The 15551-nt window shown below is 43.5% G+C and carries 15 protein-coding genes and 12 tRNA genes; 4 read left to right on the forward strand and 23 right to left on the reverse strand.

Translation table 11 applies throughout. The features are described 5' to 3' along the window. Positions 1-599 precede the first annotated feature (599 nt). From CSV68_RS15745 to CSV68_RS15770, 6 genes are all read right to left on the reverse strand, one after another. Entirely contained in the window at positions 600-1391 is a 792-nt protein-coding gene (locus CSV68_RS15745; protein ID WP_099662611.1) for an alpha/beta hydrolase family protein, read from the reverse strand. Next, a complete protein-coding gene (locus tag CSV68_RS15750; protein ID WP_233192947.1) occupies positions 1375-1842 on the reverse strand; it encodes an NUDIX hydrolase in 468 nt (155 codons plus the stop codon). The genes CSV68_RS15745 and CSV68_RS15750 overlap by 17 nt, the downstream gene beginning before the upstream one ends. 48 nt (positions 1843-1890) lie before the next feature. Then, positions 1891-2205, reverse strand: coding sequence for a transposase (locus tag CSV68_RS15755; RefSeq protein ID WP_233190518.1), 315 nt, complete (start codon positions 2203-2205; stop codon positions 1891-1893). 100 nt (positions 2206-2305) lie between these two features. Continuing rightward, positions 2306-3634, reverse strand: a complete 1329-nt coding sequence (locus tag CSV68_RS15760; protein WP_099662612.1) for an NAD-dependent malic enzyme — start codon at positions 3632-3634, stop codon at positions 2306-2308. Positions 3635-3744: 110 nt separating this feature from the next. Then, positions 3745-3924, reverse strand: coding sequence for a putative motility protein (locus CSV68_RS15765; protein ID WP_099662613.1), 180 nt, complete (start codon positions 3922-3924; stop codon positions 3745-3747). 65 nt (positions 3925-3989) lie between these two features. After that, positions 3990-4439: a Dps family protein gene (locus CSV68_RS15770; protein WP_099635559.1), complete on the reverse strand. Its 450-nt coding sequence runs from the start codon at positions 4437-4439 to the stop codon at positions 3990-3992. 97 nt (positions 4440-4536) lie between these two features. Here CSV68_RS15770 and yidD point away from each other — a divergent pair, with 97 nt between their 5' ends. Both yidD and CSV68_RS15780 read left to right on the forward strand, forming a co-directional pair. Further along, positions 4537-4779: a membrane protein insertion efficiency factor YidD gene (gene yidD, locus CSV68_RS15775; protein ID WP_099635560.1), complete on the forward strand. Its 243-nt coding sequence runs from the start codon at positions 4537-4539 to the stop codon at positions 4777-4779. Between the two features lie 83 nt (positions 4780-4862). Continuing rightward, complete coding sequence (locus tag CSV68_RS15780) at positions 4863-5819, forward strand: metal ABC transporter solute-binding protein, Zn/Mn family (RefSeq protein ID WP_099662614.1); 957 nt, start codon at positions 4863-4865, stop codon at positions 5817-5819. Positions 5820-5845: 26 nt separating this feature from the next. Here the strand turns inward: CSV68_RS15780 and CSV68_RS15785 are convergent, their stop codons facing one another. From CSV68_RS15785 to CSV68_RS15805, 5 genes are all read right to left on the reverse strand, one after another. Next, a complete protein-coding gene (locus CSV68_RS15785; protein ID WP_099635562.1) occupies positions 5846-7282 on the reverse strand; it encodes an o-succinylbenzoate--CoA ligase in 1437 nt (478 codons plus the stop codon). A gap of 66 nt (positions 7283-7348) precedes the next feature. Then, positions 7349-8167, reverse strand: coding sequence for a 1,4-dihydroxy-2-naphthoyl-CoA synthase (gene menB / locus CSV68_RS15790; RefSeq protein ID WP_085426764.1), 819 nt, complete (start codon positions 8165-8167; stop codon positions 7349-7351). A gap of 20 nt (positions 8168-8187) precedes the next feature. Next, positions 8188-9012, reverse strand: coding sequence for a 2-succinyl-6-hydroxy-2,4-cyclohexadiene-1-carboxylate synthase (menH, locus tag CSV68_RS15795; RefSeq protein WP_099635563.1), 825 nt, complete (start codon positions 9010-9012; stop codon positions 8188-8190). Beyond that, a complete protein-coding gene (gene menD, locus CSV68_RS15800; RefSeq protein ID WP_099662615.1) occupies positions 9002-10723 on the reverse strand; it encodes a 2-succinyl-5-enolpyruvyl-6-hydroxy-3-cyclohexene-1-carboxylic-acid synthase in 1722 nt (573 codons plus the stop codon). Before menD ends, menH begins: the two co-directional genes overlap by 11 nt. Beyond that, a complete protein-coding gene (locus tag CSV68_RS15805) occupies positions 10716-12092 on the reverse strand; it encodes an isochorismate synthase (RefSeq protein ID WP_099635565.1) in 1377 nt (458 codons plus the stop codon). The genes menD and CSV68_RS15805 overlap by 8 nt, the downstream gene beginning before the upstream one ends. Positions 12093-12329: 237 nt before the next feature. Here CSV68_RS15805 and CSV68_RS15810 point away from each other — a divergent pair, with 237 nt between their 5' ends. Together CSV68_RS15810 and CSV68_RS15815 are read left to right on the forward strand one after the other, a co-directional pair. Then, positions 12330-13241 carry a 1,4-dihydroxy-2-naphthoate polyprenyltransferase gene (locus CSV68_RS15810; protein ID WP_099635566.1) on the forward strand — a complete coding sequence of 304 codons (912 nt, stop codon included), beginning with the start codon at positions 12330-12332 and terminating at the stop codon, positions 13239-13241. A 148-nt stretch (positions 13242-13389) separates the two neighbouring features. Beyond that, entirely contained in the window at positions 13390-14139 is a 750-nt protein-coding gene (locus CSV68_RS15815) for a TraR/DksA C4-type zinc finger protein (protein WP_233190519.1), read from the forward strand. A 287-nt stretch (positions 14140-14426) separates the two neighbouring features. Here the strand turns inward: CSV68_RS15815 and CSV68_RS15820 are convergent. The 12 genes from CSV68_RS15820 to CSV68_RS15875 all read right to left on the reverse strand — a co-directional run bounded on the left by CSV68_RS15820 (position 14427) and on the right by CSV68_RS15875 (position 15549). Further along, positions 14427-14498: transfer RNA gene (locus CSV68_RS15820), tRNA-Glu, on the reverse strand. Between the two features lie 7 nt (positions 14499-14505). Further along, positions 14506-14596 (reverse strand) — tRNA-Ser (locus CSV68_RS15825). A gap of 7 nt (positions 14597-14603) precedes the next feature. Beyond that, positions 14604-14678: transfer RNA gene (locus CSV68_RS15830), tRNA-Asn, on the reverse strand. Position 14679: 1 nt separating this feature from the next. Then, positions 14680-14756: transfer RNA gene (locus tag CSV68_RS15835), tRNA-Ile, on the reverse strand. A gap of 4 nt (positions 14757-14760) precedes the next feature. Further along, positions 14761-14834: transfer RNA gene (locus CSV68_RS15840), tRNA-Gly, on the reverse strand. Between the two features lie 5 nt (positions 14835-14839). Continuing rightward, positions 14840-14915, reverse strand: a tRNA-Phe gene (locus tag CSV68_RS15845). Positions 14916-14940: 25 nt separating this feature from the next. Next, a tRNA-Asp gene (locus CSV68_RS15850) sits at positions 14941-15016 on the reverse strand. Between the two features lie 2 nt (positions 15017-15018). Next, positions 15019-15093, reverse strand: a tRNA-Met gene (locus tag CSV68_RS15855). A 90-nt stretch (positions 15094-15183) separates the two neighbouring features. After that, a tRNA-Ser gene (locus CSV68_RS15860) sits at positions 15184-15276 on the reverse strand. Between the two features lie 15 nt (positions 15277-15291). Next, positions 15292-15368, reverse strand: a tRNA-Ile gene (locus tag CSV68_RS15865). A 6-nt stretch (positions 15369-15374) separates the two neighbouring features. Next, positions 15375-15448 (reverse strand) — tRNA-Met (locus CSV68_RS15870). A gap of 25 nt (positions 15449-15473) precedes the next feature. Then, a tRNA-Ala gene (locus CSV68_RS15875) sits at positions 15474-15549 on the reverse strand. Positions 15550-15551: the final 2 nt, after the last annotated feature.

A 15551-nucleotide genomic window follows, 5' to 3' on the forward strand; every position in this document is an offset into this window, starting at 1 on the left:
ATTCTTAGAACCACAACCAAAATAAATACCACTCAGTAGCGCAGGCACAACTGCGGGGTAGGCCGTGGCCAGGAGACAACTGGCAGCACCACCGCCAGCTGGCTCCTGGCTGGAGGCAATCCCCCACGTGCCTGTGCGAGTCCAGAAAGCAGACACTCACTAACTTCAGTACCCAACCACCAGTCGAGCAACGCCCCCACCGAAAAGTGACAAACACCCGCAGCCGCATAGTCTTTCCTCCAACCGCATTTGCAGGTTGGGTAAGGTTCGCAATTTATCATTCTTAGAAACACAACCAAAATAAATACCCCACAGTAGCGCAAGCACAACTGCGGGGTAGGCCGTGGCCGGGAGACAACTGGCAGTACTATCGCCAGCTGGTCCTGGCTGTAGGCAATCCCCCACGTGCCTGCGCGGGTCCAGAAAACGAACACTTACTAACTTCAGTCCCCAACAACCAGTCGAGCAACGACCCCACCGAAAAGTGAAAAAGAACCGCAGCCGCCTATTCTTTCCGCCAACCGCGTTTCCAGGTTGGGTAAAGTACGCAAAGTGTCATTGAATACCTGATCAAACACATTTAAACTAGCCTGTCTTCTTCATTGCCTCTTCATCCAATCCACTGCATCTTTTACAAGCCGCCGATTCATTTCAGGAGGAATGTAATGCGTATAGCCTTCCAAATACCAAGTTTCAAACTTTTTATTCGCATCACGCAATGCATTCTCTAGCAATAACGCCTGTTCAAAAGACACATTCGTATCGAGAGTTCCGTGGATAATTAGTGTCGGTATATCGATATCCTCCATGCGGAATAAGGCTGTTCTCTCACGATACGCATCTGGTTGATTATTCGGTGTACCTCCGATGACACGCTTCATCATTCTGCGCATATCCTGTCGTTCTTTGTACGTGAAGACTACGTCTGAAACACCTGCCCAAGTCACCATAGAAGTTAAATCATCACGCATAATGGCTGTCCATAATGCCATAATCCCGCCTCTTGAAAAGGAAAATAAATGAATTCGATCTGAATTGACAGCGCTTTGCTGTTTAAGCACTTCCACACCTGTCACTGCATCATTGCGATCCTCTCCAGCAAATTCGTCCTTTCCTTCACCGCCACGATTGCCGCGATAATAAGGAGCGAACACTACAAGCCCATGAGATGCAAATTGCGCAATACGTCCCGGTCTAACCATCCCCACATGTTGGATGCCACCTCGTAAATACAGCAATCCATCATACCGTCCTTTTGCTTTTGGTGTGGCTAACAGGCCTTTTACTAACAAACCGTCAGAACTGTAGGTAATTTCCTCCAACTTAACATGCGGGTTTGGAGAAGGATAGTCTCTTCTTCGAATGATATTACCATCAGTTTGTTCCATCATTCGCTTCCACCCACTTTCTGAGTTCACCCATTCCACGATCTTTCATGTGAAAACTGAGTTCTGTACAGGCATCTAGTTCAGCGTCTGTCATCCACACCGCACCTTCAGTTTCCATTAATGTAAAGTCTTTTTCTATGTGTAGTATATCTCCTGTAAAAACCGCTTTGCAAAACGGAGGGTCTGTAAAAACGACGTACTCCGCAAATGAATGGACGTTTTCTATAGTGACACCTGTTTCTTCCATTGTTTCCCGAATTGCCGCTTGCTCAATGGTCTCTCCTAGTTCCGCTTTTCCACCTGGGAATTCAATGCCGCGTATTCTATGTTTAGTTAATAACCAGTGCTCGTTGTGCTTAATCATAACGAGCACATGGCGGGATTCGATATGATGTGGATTCGGTCCAAACGTCAATTCGACATTGGCCCCCTGTAAATCTTCAAATTTCAGCAATATGGATCACGTCCTTTCCTCTAGTGTAGCGGAAAGGTAAGTGAAGATTCAACGAAATAGCGGTAGTTGTTCGATAAACCGTTTAGACTCATCGTCGGTGTATTCATGGATCAATGCGAACACTTTCTTCAAACGCAAATCCACCTTATCGTTGTCTTTGTCATAATGATATGGAATATACGGTAAATGCGATCTGAGAAAATTTTGGAATTCCAATTGTTCCATTTGAGAAAACAGTTTTTCGAATACAGGATATGCTTCTTTGGTCACTTCTACTTTGTATTCCCATGTCGAGGAGTGAGGATCTGTAAGAACTAATTTGTGATTAAGTGATATATACATCGGATATCTTTCTTCTGTCATAATCATCCTACTTTCTTTTTTACGTAGCATGGCTCGTTATGAAAAATATATTCTGCATAAAAAAAACCTATTAACAGCATATCGTCAATAGGTCTCCGTATTATATTTCTTGATCTTGTTCTTCATACACTACTTTTTCAACTGCAAGCGCTACGTTAATGTGTACGTTAGGATCTAATGGATGTGGTACTAAATCGTCCCGCTTCGTACTATCCACAATCGCCAGAGCGGCAGCGATGAGCATCGGGTACGTAATGGATTTCGCATTGGCATTTAGTGCGCCACGGAAGATGCCTGGGAAACCGAGAACATTATTGACTAAACGGCCATCTGCTGCATAGGCTGCGCCAGCTTCCAATGCAATTTCTGGCGTGATTTCTGCGTTGGGATTAGATAAAGCCAGGATAATTTGCCCTTTACGAATCATTTCTGGCTTAATTAAATTAGCTACACCAGTTGTCGCAATGACTACATCACATGTCTCCATAATTTCTTCCATTGTTTCAACGACAGTCCCGCCGTACTCTGCTAACATCTCTTTTGCATGAGGATTGGGATCTGTTCCCTTCATTTCTGCTACACCATATGCCATAAACATACGACTGATTGCTAAACCTGCTGCGCCTAGACCAATTTGTCCGACTGAAGCATTAGTCAGTTCGACTCCGACATGTTTGCATGCTGTGAGCGTTGCCGCCAATGCAACGACTGCTGTGCCGTGTTGATCATCATGCATAACAGGTATCGGCAATTCTTTTTTCAAACGTTCTTCGATTTCAAAACAATGCGGGGATCCGATATCTTCCAGTAAGATCGCACCAAAGCCTTGATGGATATGTTTGATCGTTTCGACGACTTCATCTGGATCACTCGTATCAAGTAAAATCGGAATACCACTAATACCAACGAACTGATCAAACAAGACCGCTTTTCCTTCCATAACAGGCATTCCAGCTACAGGACCAATATTACCAAGTCCTAAAATAGCCGTACCATCTGTCACGATTGCCACTGTATTTGAGATGCCTGTGAAGTAATTTGCCTGTTCTGGATCTTCCTGAATAGTTTTGCATACACTTGCTACACCCGGTGTATAAACTCTTCGTAAGTCTGCCAAAGAGCGGATTTCATGTGTAGCTTTCATATGAATTTTTCCGCCTTCATGCATTTGCAAAACATCATCTGTAACAGCTTGAACTTTAATACCTTCTTTTAAGTTTTCAATCGCCACGACGATTTCAGCTAAATGCTTTTGATCATTACATTGTAACGCGATTTCTCTAATCGTGGATAGAGTTCCTACTTTGATCGTTTGGATGTCCCCAATATCGCCATTCAGCTGACCGATTGCCATAGTTACCTTGCCGAGATTTCCCGGTTTAGAAGGAGTTTCGATAATTAAATTTCGCAAAAACTGTCCTTGAGCCATCTTCTGTTTACCTCCTACTATGTCTTGTTTTAATCATATTCTACCAGTATCTTTACTTACGTCCATAAAAAAACACACATCTCTAATCATATGAGATGTGTGTTCGCCAATCAAGCCTTAGTATCAATAGAAGCGCCCTTTGTCGGATGCGCAACAGGTTGATTTTCAAGGCCGTTCAGCATATCATTCATAGCAGAAGTCTCCATTGAAAGAGCCTTATTCATGACGCTCATTTGAACGGTTGATTGCAAGCTTCTCAACTGGCTGGACATTATTGAATTGATATCCATATCGTTCAACTCCTTCCTGGTTTTCACTTCTTACTATCGGTTAATTCCTGGATGAATGAAGAGTTTTACTCGTTTGTTTCACCGAGAAACGCATTTAACATCCACTGATGCTTCTCAATGCTCTGATGCACCGCATTTAACATATCTTCAGTCATGTCATCCGAATCCTTCGCTGCAAGCTCCATACCCTTTTTCAATGATTTCATTATCTTATCAAAGTCATCTACTAGTGTTTGTACCATCTCATTTGATTTTTCTGTGCCTTTTGCTTCATCGACAACAGATTCAGTTAAATGCTGTGTTAGTGTTGCAGTCGGTTCGCCACCTAATGTCAGTACGCGTTCTGCAATTTCGTCCATATGCGCTGTAGCTTCATTGTATAACTCTTCAAATTTAGCATGCAATGTGAAGAATTGATTTCCTTTTACATACCAGTGATAATTATGAAGTTTCGCATACAACACCGACCATGTAGATACTTGTTTGTTTAGTTCCTGAATTAACTCTTTAGACATAAAAAAAACACTCCTCTTAAATTGTATTATGCTTCTCTCTTTTAATTTACCACATCTATAGGTAAACTAAACCTTATTACGTCAGAAGGTGATGGATATGCTAAAGAAAGTATTTATACAACTGATCCGGTTCTACCAGAAATTTATTTCTCCCTTATCACCACCCTCTTGCCGATTTCATCCGACTTGTTCACATTACGGGGTGGAAGCAATTGAAACACACGGGGCACTTAAAGGTAGTTGGCTTGCAGTCATGCGAATTTTAAAATGTCATCCATTTCACAAAGGTGGATTCGATCCTGTACCTCCCAAGAAACCGAATAAAAACAAGCAGTACTAGGTTGCAAACATACATCATATCTTGTATGATGAGAAAATAATCTAAATAGTAATCATTCCGATTACGCAACGGAGGCTTTTCTAATGAAAAATCGTTTGCTGTTGCTAGGTGCCGCTTTGTTACTCGTATTAAGTGGTTGTACCAATAATGCAACGACTGAACCGGATGATTCTTCATCCGATAAATTACTCGTCTATACGACAGTCTACCCATTGCAATACTTCACTGAACGTATTGGTGGAGAGTATGTTGACGTGAAATCTATCTATCCTCCTGGGACAGATGAGCACGTGTTTGAACCTACACAGAAAGATATGATGGCCCTCGCAAAAGGAGATTTATTCTTCTATATCGGACTTGGACTTGAAGGATTTGTACAAAAGACGGAGAAAACGTTGCAGAATGAAGATGTGCAGTTTGTTCCAATCGCCGATTATATCGATCCCGAGGAATTAGAAGAAGGTCATTCACACGAACATGGAGAAGAAAAGCATGACGATCATGGTCACGAGGATACCATCGATCCACATGTTTGGATATCACCTTACCTAAGCACCAAGCTTGCGGAGAAAATTACGCAAGAGTTGTCCGATGAATTACCTGAACATGCAGAGGCATTCAAGAAAAATTTCGATGTGTTATATGATGAACTAGAAGAATTGGATCGTGGATTTAAGACTATGGCTGATGCGTCACCAAACAAAACATTCTTTGTGTCCCATGCGGCGTTTGGCTACTTGGCGGATGCTTACGGGTTACAGCAACTTGCAGTATCTGGTCTTGATTCTCAGAATGAACCTTCACAAAAAGAATTAGCTTCTCTTGTGAAAAACGCAAAAGAACAAGACATCCAGTATATTTTATTTGAACAAAACGTCAGCTCAAAATTGGCTGAAGTCATCAAAAAAGAACTGGATGCCGAAGCGCTCACTTTGCATAATTTGAGTGTGCTTACTGAAGAAGATATTCAAAAAGAAGAAACGTACTTCACTCTCATGGAACAAAATTTGGAAGTACTGAAAAAAGCATTAGGCAACTAACAGTGGATGAAAACTCCACTGTTTTTTTATAACCATTTTTTCAATTCGAAGCGCATCAATTTATTCGCTGCATTACGTGGCAGTTGCTCTACAAATCGAAATTCTTTTGGAAGTTTATAACGTGCTAGACGTTCCGAACAGAATTCCACTAGTTCTTCCTCATTGACTGAACCGACAAGGAACGCAACGGGTACTTGCCCCCATTCCATATCTTCTTTACCACATACGCCAGCTTCCCGTATAGCAGGATGTGCCAGCAATACATTTTCAATCTCGGCAGGATAAATATTCTCTCCACCTGAGATAATTAAATCAGCACGTCGATCAACGATGAATAAATAGCCTTCCTCGTCAAGATAGCCTGCATCCCCTGTAGCGAGCCAACCGTCCTCGGTTAGTGCCTTGCGTGTTCGTTGGCTTCCAATGTAGCCTGGTGTTACGTGAGGACCTTTTATGAGCACTTCTCCTACTTCTCTTGGTTGAACGGTATCTTTAATGGCAATTTGATTGAAAAATAACGGTTTACCAGCTGAACCTAGCTTTCGCGCCGCATCTGCTTTTCCAAGTGTTGTCGTTTGCGAACATGTTTCGGTCATGCCATATGTCTGAAGTATCGGTAATCCACACGCAGTTGCGCGTTCCAAATAATCGAGCGGCACTGGTCCGCCACCGACGAGCATCGTGCGAAATAACGGATGTGCTTTACTATTAGTTGCTTCCATTACACGAACAATTTGATCCAACGTCAGCGCAACGACGGACATCGCCGTAACACGCCCTGCTATGATTTGTGCTGCAGCCTCTTTTGCATCAAATTTTTCGTACAAGCGCATTTCCATTCCATAAATTACAGAACGAATGACGATCGACAGGCCACTTATATGGAATAAAGGCATCATGCAAAGCCAGGAATCTTGGTCGGTCAATCCGAGATTCAGAGCAGAGGCAAGTGCGCTCGACGTATGATTACCCGCTGTCTGTCGAACTCCTTTAGGAACCCCTGTAGTGCCTGAAGTATACATAATCGATAACGTCTGATCTTCAGTCCACTGATCCAGAATAATGAACTCTTTCTGTTCAGACTTTTGAACTGTCGAATAATATAAGTTCTCGATGTCATCCAATTTAGGAAGTGTTTGTATTTGATCATCTATAATCACAAGTTTTGCTTCGGAATCACGTACTTGCCAGCATAATTCCTGTTCTGTTAGCCGATTATTCAGACAGACTACTTCCACACTTAATAACCAACATGCATGAATAAAGAGTACCGTTTGTTCAGTGGACTGACTGAGCAGCGCTACCCTACTCTCAGGTTGTACTCCGAGATGATGAAGTTGCTGTGCGATTTCAAGGGATTGTTCATATAATTCACGGTATGACCATCGTCCTTGTCCGGTCACTAAAGCTGATGCATCAGGCGTCAATTTGGCTCGTTGCACAAGCCAATTTGGAATGATCATAGGTAACTCCTCCAATTAAAATTAACGTAATGAAAAAGCTGCCCAAGTTAGGCAGCTTTCATTTGTTTAAGGGAATCGTGGGAACTGATCGAAGTCTGGTTTGCGCTTTTCTTTAAACGCATCTCGTCCTTCTTTCGCTTCATCTGTTGTGTAATAAAGCAATGTTGCGTCTCCAGCCAATTGCTGAAGTCCAGCCAAACCGTCTGTATCGGCGTTCATTGCTGCTTTCAAGAAGCGAAGTGCAGTTGGACTCTTGCCAAGCATTTCTTCACACCATTGAACAGTTTCGTCTTCTAGCTGCTCATAAGGGACGACTGTGTTAACTAAGCCCATATCAAGTGCTTCCTGTGCGTCGTATTGACGGCATAGGTACCAGATTTCACGTGCTTTCTTATGACCAACAATACGTGCGAGGTATCCTGAACCATATCCTGCGTCGAACGAGCCTACAGTAGGTCCTGTTTGTCCAAAACGTGCATTGTCTGCAGCAATCGTCAAGTCACACACTACATGTAATACGTGACCGCCACCGATTGCATATCCTGCAACCATTGCGACAACAGGCTTAGGAATAACGCGAATCAAACGTTGAAGATCTAAAACGTTCAAGCGTGGAATTTCGTCGTCTCCAACATATCCACCGTGACCGCGAACAGATTGATCGCCTCCTGAACAGAAAGCTTTCTCTCCTTCACCTGTTAACACGATAACTCCAATTCGCTGATCATCTCTTGCGCGTGAAAATGCATCGATCATTTCCATTACTGTTTTCGGACGGAATGCGTTGCGCACTTCCGGACGATTGATCGTGATTTTTGCGATACCATTGTACATTTCGTACTTGATATCATCATATGTACGAAGCGTTTCCCATTGACGGGTCATAATAAATTCCTCCTCGATTTTTACACTGTTTTCAGATAGCTCTTTATCATTGTAGCAAATTGTTGAGGTTTTTCCACGTGAATTGCATGCCCCGTATCTTTTATCGTTTCATGTTGCGCATTTGGCAGGCTTTTCATCATTTCTTGCGCAATCATTTCAAATTTCTCGTCTTCACTGCCCGTAAGCAATAATACAGGAAGTGAAAGTTGCTCTAGCGCCTGCCAGTATGAAGGCTGACTTCCTGTTCCAATCCCACGTAAACTGTTTGCTAAACCAATTGGCCGTTGATTGAGGCGTTCTTTACGCACTGCTTGCTGCTGTGAGTCAGACAATTTCTTTTGTGAATGAAACAGCGGAATCTCCTGCCAAAAGTCAACGAATTCAATCATTCCTTGCTGTTCTATCTTATCCGCAAGCTCAGCATCTGCTGTGCGTCGTGCAAGTTGTTGTTCAGACGTACGCAAGCCTGGTGAACTGCTCTCAAGTACTAAACTTTTCACTTTGTCAGGATAGGTTGCCGTATAGCCTAGCGCGACACGTCCTCCCATCGAATAACCAAGTAGAATGGGCTTGGTTATTTCAAGCGTCTGCAAGACTTCATTCAAATCTTCAATTTGCTCGTCCATCTCATAGCGGTTCATCTTTTCAGGCGCTTCCGTTTTACCATGACCGATTAAATCGACTGCGACTACATAATAATCCACCGTAAGCTCTTCAATCGTTTGCTGCCAAGTAGCGGTCGAACCTGTAAATCCATGCAACAAAACAATTGCAGGCAAGCGTTCATCCCCGAACTTTGCAATATGCGTATCAATACCTCTGATTGTTACTATTTCAGTCGTCAATGCGTTCCACCCTCTTCGCAATTTCCCGCCATACGGAGCGATGAGCTTCTACATTGTCTGCACGTACTGTTGCTACTTCAATAATTCGTAGATTAGCCGTTTTAGCCGTTTGCATCGCCTGTTCAAATGCTGGTGTCGTTTCTACTGCATCATATTGCGCTTCATACATCGCTGCGATATGGTCGAATGTTACATTAGTTGGTGTCCCGAATAATTGCTCATAATGATGTTCAATAGAAGCTTGTGGCAAATAGGAGAAGATCCCGCCACCATTGTTATTAATCAGAACAATCGTCAAATCAGTTTGCTGTAAACGGGAAATAATTAATCCGTTCACGTCATGTAAAAACGCCAAATCACCAATCAATAAATAAGTTTGGCGTTGACGACCTTCCTGAATTCCAAGAGCAGTCGAGACAACTCCGTCAATTCCATTTGCTCCCCTATTGCAGAACAACGAAATATCACGGTTCGTCTTTTTGAAATGCGTATCCAAGTCCCGAATCGGCATACTGCTACTGCAGACTACATCGGATCCGTCCGGTAAATTAGCAATGAATTGACGAACGAAGTGCCCTTCATCTTGATTGAAATGTTGATCTTCATTCATTACGTCTGCAGAAATTTGATTGGCTCTAGTCCATTGTTTCGTATACTTTGTTCGCTCGCGTGGTACAGATACTTGCTGCCAAATACTCGCTGCACTCACTTGCAAGTGATGAGTAGTCAGACCAATCGGATCACGATAATTTGGCGATTCATCGACTACGATATACGTTTCTGGACAAGTCTTCTTCAAAAACAAAAGTAATGGCTTAGAAGTGGGCTGCGGACCAAATCGTATGACACAATCAGGTCGCACGTTTTCAGCAAACATTTCACTTTTTAGCAACGCATCATATTGATCAATACAAAGATCGTCACAGTCTGTCGGTACTTGTGAGCGTAGATTGGATAACGGATCACATAGTACAGGCCATTGAAGTGCTCTAGCAAACTGCCAGAAACGGTCTTTATCTAAAGTAGACGGTTGCTCTCCCATCACGAGTATGCCTTTTTTCGATTGTGTAATGGCCGTTTCGAGTACTGTTTTCATTTCCTCTGTTACAGCCAAGTTCCCTACTAACTGTTGTTGGAATCGACTGACAGGCGTCGTGGCTTCCAAGTCAATAAGCAATGGCTCGCGGAATGGCACATTCAAGTGCACAGGCCCTTGAGGTGCAGTTTTAGCAACGGAAAGAAGTCTAACTGCACGTTGTTCCATGTATCGTAAGATGTCTTCTCTGTTTTCAGGCACAGGGAAATCGACGCTATCTTTGACGTGCTCTCCGAACATGCGAATTTGATCAATTGCCTGTGGAGCACCGACTTCACGTAATTCATGCGGACGATCCGCTGTTATGACGATCAACGGCAGTCTTGCATAAAACGCTTCTGTAATTGCAGGGTGATAGTTCGATGCGGCTGTTCCTGACGTACATAGTAAGACAACCGGTTGTCCAGTCGCCTTTACTAAACCAAGTGCGTAAAAAGCTGCTGAACGCTCATCGGTATGCATATAAGTCTGCATGTCTTCAGAGTTCGTAAACGCATACGCAAGAGGAGTCGATCTAGAGCCAGGACTTATAACCGCCCTGGTTGCTCCTTGCCGTATAAGCGCATCTGTTAAGCGGAGCACATAACTCGTTAATCCTGCTTCGTGATCATTCATGTAAACGGCCTCCGAGCGCGCGCAACACAGGACGGAATTTCACCCATGTTTCCGCATATTCTTCCGTTGGTGTAGAATCGGCTACAATACCGCCGCCCGCATACAAATAGGCATCATTGCCCGTTAGAAGTCCTGAACGGATCGCTACCGCAAATTCTCCATTACCCGCAGAATCCGCCCATCCAATCGGCCCTGCATAAAAGCCGCGGTCCATCTGCTCTTCTTCCCGAATAATTTCAAGCGCCTTCTGACGTGGAACTCCACCTAAAGCAGGTGTCGGATGAAGTGCTTCTACTAGACGGAATATATCCATGTCATTCGCAAGCTCTCCTTCAACCGGAGTGAATAAATGCTGGATATCCCGTACTTTCAAGAGCTTTGGTGTTTTATTTACTTGTAAGGATGTACAAAATTCCGCAAAGACTTGTGTAATCATATCGACTACATACTGATGTTCTTCACGATTTTTCTTATCTCGTAACAACACTTCTCCAAGCCGCTGATCTTCTTGAGACGTTTTTCCACGTTCAATAGAACCCGCTACACATGCAGAATATGCATGTCCATTATAAATCTCAACCAGCCTCTCCGGTGTTGCACCGAAAAACATTTCATCGCCAATTTGCAGTCCGAAGTGATAGCTAGCAGACTGTTCATTCGTAATCGTATGCAACGCAGCAGCCTTTTGGAATTCTTCTTCAAACGTCAATTTTATTTTACGTGCAATGACGACTTTCTCTGCCTCTTGCGCTTTAATATGTGATGTCACGTGCTCTACAGCATCCATATAACGGTCCGTAGCCAATTCTGTCTGTTTGATCACGTCAGGCTTTCCTTGGAAAGTGAATTCGTCAACTTGTGCAATATGGATCAAACGGTCCCGTTCGTGACGCAATGCTTCAAAGTCTGCTGCCGCTTGCGGTTCTTTTGTAATATAGTTAATCGACACATACGTTTTACCTTTTTCGATTTTCAGTTGGAATAAAGGAACAGTGAAATAAGCGGCTGGAAAAGCACTCCATTCATCATCTTGGCGTGTATGAGGATCAAAAGAAAACCCTCCAAACAACACCGGATCAATATCTTTTTCTTCTTTAATCAACCCTTCACATAAAGTTGCCCATTGTGAAGATATCGACTGAAAACGATCCCTCTCCGCTGTTAAAACTGTAGCCTGACCTAAACCGACAAGTTTTACCGTCTTGTCTGCATTCTGCCAGAAGAAACGATGCTCACCATAATGTGAAAGGCCTGCTTCAAAAAAAGCAAGCGGACTTAGCGTTTCAACTTCTAATGTTTCCGTAAAAAAACGAGATTCAGCGCTTGTTGCCGGAACCATTTTTTCTCGATCGGTCAATTTCCGAATCATCCCACTCTCTCCTTCTCATCATGCTATATGTTTTTCGACAATTTACGTTCGGACATCATTTCTCTGAACGATAAGTACCTCTATTCTAGCACATTGGACGCTGTACTTAATATATAATGTCTCGCTGTATAGGAGAGCATTCGACAAATATCTTTTGTGATTGTCTCTTCTTACTTAACTACTTGTTTTTGTTGTATACTATCAGATGATGACTACATATATAAGGAGAGATTACCCGTGCAACACACAATAGAAACCGATACTGGCTGGCGAGTTTGGTGGCAACTGACACGCCCACATACATTGACTGCCGCTTTTGCACCTGTCTTTTTAGGTACTATGATTGCGCTACAATACGGTCCGCTTCATTTTCCATTATTTTTAGCGATGCTTGTAGCCAGTTTGTTTTTGCAGATGGCTACAAATATGTTCAATGAATACTATGATTTCAAACGAGGACTCGACGATGAACACTCAATTGGTATTGGCGGGACAATCGTCCGCAATGGCGTACAGCCTAAGACCGTATTAAATTTAGCACTCATTCTGTATGGCTTATCTGTACTTCTAGGTATTTACATTTGTATGGAAACGTCCTGGTGGCTTGCTGCTGTGGGGTCCGTTGCTATGTTAATTGGCTATTTGTATACGGGCGGACCCTACCCGATCGCTTACACTCCATTCGGCGAGCTGGTTTCTGGATTCATCATGGGGATGCTATTAATTTTGATTGCATTCTACATTCAAACAGGAACTGTCACTGGCAATGCGATCTTGTTATCTGTTCCAAGCATGCTGTTAGTCGGAGCAATTATGTTGGCAAATAATATTCGTGATATTGTACAAGATACTAGGGGCGGCAGAAAGACTATGGCGATTCTCGTAGGACGAAAAAATGCTGTAACGATATTGGCAACATTTTTCATCGTGTCGTATGCATGGATTATTGCACTCGTTGTGACTGGACATGTGTCTACATGGGCATTACTCGTACTACTGAGCATTCCAAAACCGCTTCATGCTACGAAAACATTCCGCAAGTATGAACAACCCATTCAAGTCATGCCAGCAATGAAGGATACAGGCGTGACCAATACGTTGTTTGGACTACTTCTTGGTATCGGCATTCTCATTGCCCACTTCATCTGAATAAACTGTATCAACAACGTCCACACTGAAAAAGGTGGACGTTTTTTTGTTGTAAAGGTTTACCCTAGCTCGTAAACAGGGAAAGACTGAAATAAGAAAGCTTTCTCGGACTTCATAGTTCAACTAGGAAAGCCACATAGAAAGGGTCGTGACTATATTGTTAACAACTTCAAAAATTCAACAACTGGAAAAAGAATTACGTGAAATGGAAGATCGTTTGACTGAAACAGAAAATGAGACGGAGATTGTAAATACGGCACAAGATGATGTAGGCGAATTATCGATGTATGATAATCACCCCGCTGACATGGGTACAGAATTATATGAACGTGAAAAGGACATAGCACTTCACACACACGCTGAAGGTGAACTAGAGAAAGTCCAGAACGCACTACAAGCTATCAAAGACGGCACGTACGGTACATGTGAGGTCTGTGGTAAGGAAATACAAGTAGAGCGCTTAGAAGCCATCCCTTACACTACTGTGTGTATTGAAGATGCGCAAAAAGATGTTCCGACTGATCGACCGGTTGAAGATGATTTATTAAAGATGGCAGATCCCAATTCATTTGCAGCACGAAGAGAAGGAGACGCAATAGATTACGAAGATAGCTTTCAAGAAATCGCCCAGTCCGGCACATCTGAAACTCCTTCAGACTTCTCAGGTAATAAAAATCGGGATTATGGGGATCTGTACGATGAAGAAAATGAAGATAGCGTTGAAGAATATGAAGAGTTTGCAGTATCTGACATTACAGGTGAACCAGCCGGCTTTGTGCACAATGAACAAGCGATCAGATATGAAGATGAATTGGATGAGGAAGGTATTGAATCACCATTGGGTGACATTCCTTATAAAGAACGTGACAGCTATATTGATGCAGAGGAAGATAAGTAATTTTAAAACAGTACGTTATACAAGTACTCCTTGTATGACGTACTGTTTTTTTTACGTACTTTCGTTCCATAAGTACAGAAGACTTAGCATAAAATTTACTATCTGTTTAAAGAGTGAAAGTAGAAGCTAGCTAGATACAAATTGAACGCATATCGGCACTATTGATTGGTAGCACAACTCTACACGATGCATATCCCCTTCATATTACTCTCAGTTGCTTTCTACATAACTTAATTGAACAATAGAAAAAAGGTATTGCACAGTTGTGCAATACCTTTTTTTATGTATGACCCCTACGGGATTCGAACCCGTGATACCGCCGTGAAAGGGCGGTGTCTTAACCGCTTGACCAAGGGGCCAAAAATATGGCGGAGAAGGAGGGATTCGAACCCTCGCACCGCTTTCGCGATCTACACCCTTAGCAGGGGCGCCTCTTGAGCCACTTGAGTACTTCCCCATAAAAATGGCTCCGCAGGTAAGACTCGAACTTACGACCGATCGGTTAACAGCCGATTGCTCTACCACTGAGCTACTGCGGAATGGTGGGCCTAAGTGGACTCGAACCACCGACCTCACGCTTATCAGGCGTGCGCTCTAACCAGCTGAGCTATAGGCCCCTATTGGAGCGGGTGGGGAGAATCGAACTCCCATCATCAGCTTGGAAGGCTGAGGTTTTACCACTAAACTACACCCGCATTTATGGTGGCTCAGGACGGAATCGAACCGCCGACACAAGGATTTTCAGTCCTTTGCTCTACCGACTGAGCTACTGAGCCACATTAATTTCTGTTTAAATAAAAATGGCGGTCCCGACCGGGATCGAACCGGCGATCTCCTGCGTGACAGGCAGGCATGTTAACCGCTACACCACGGGACCATTGGTTGCGGGGACAGGATTTGAACCTGTGACCTTTGGGTTATGAGCCCAACGAGCTACCACTGCTCCACCCCGCGATAATACAAATGTTTCTTTTTCTAATACTTAACGCCTTTATTATCTTAACATAACTACTTAGTAAAGTAAAGCTATTGTTAAAGTAAATATGGCGGAGGAAGAGGGATTCGAACCCCCGCGGGCTTTAACACCCCTGTCGGTTTTCAAGACCGATCCCTTCAGCCGGGCTTGGGTATTCCTCCGTGAATTAAATAATCTGGTGGACCTTGCAGGACTCGAACCTGCGACCGGACGGTTATGAGCCGTCTGCTCTAACCAACTGAGCTAAAGGTCCTTAGGATAGCGGCGGAGGGATTTGAACCCCCGACCCTACGGGTATGAACCGTATGCTCTAGCCAACTGAGCTACGCCGCTGCAATTAGTCAGCCATGTGATTTATTGGTGGAGCCTAACGGGATCGAACCGTTGACCTCCTGCGTGCAAGGCAGGCGCTCTCCCAGCTGAGCTAAGGCCCCAA

The organism is Sporosarcina sp. P29 (genome assembly GCF_002743265.1).
In the GTDB taxonomy this organism is placed as follows: Bacteria; Bacillota; Bacilli; order Bacillales_A; family Planococcaceae; genus Sporosarcina.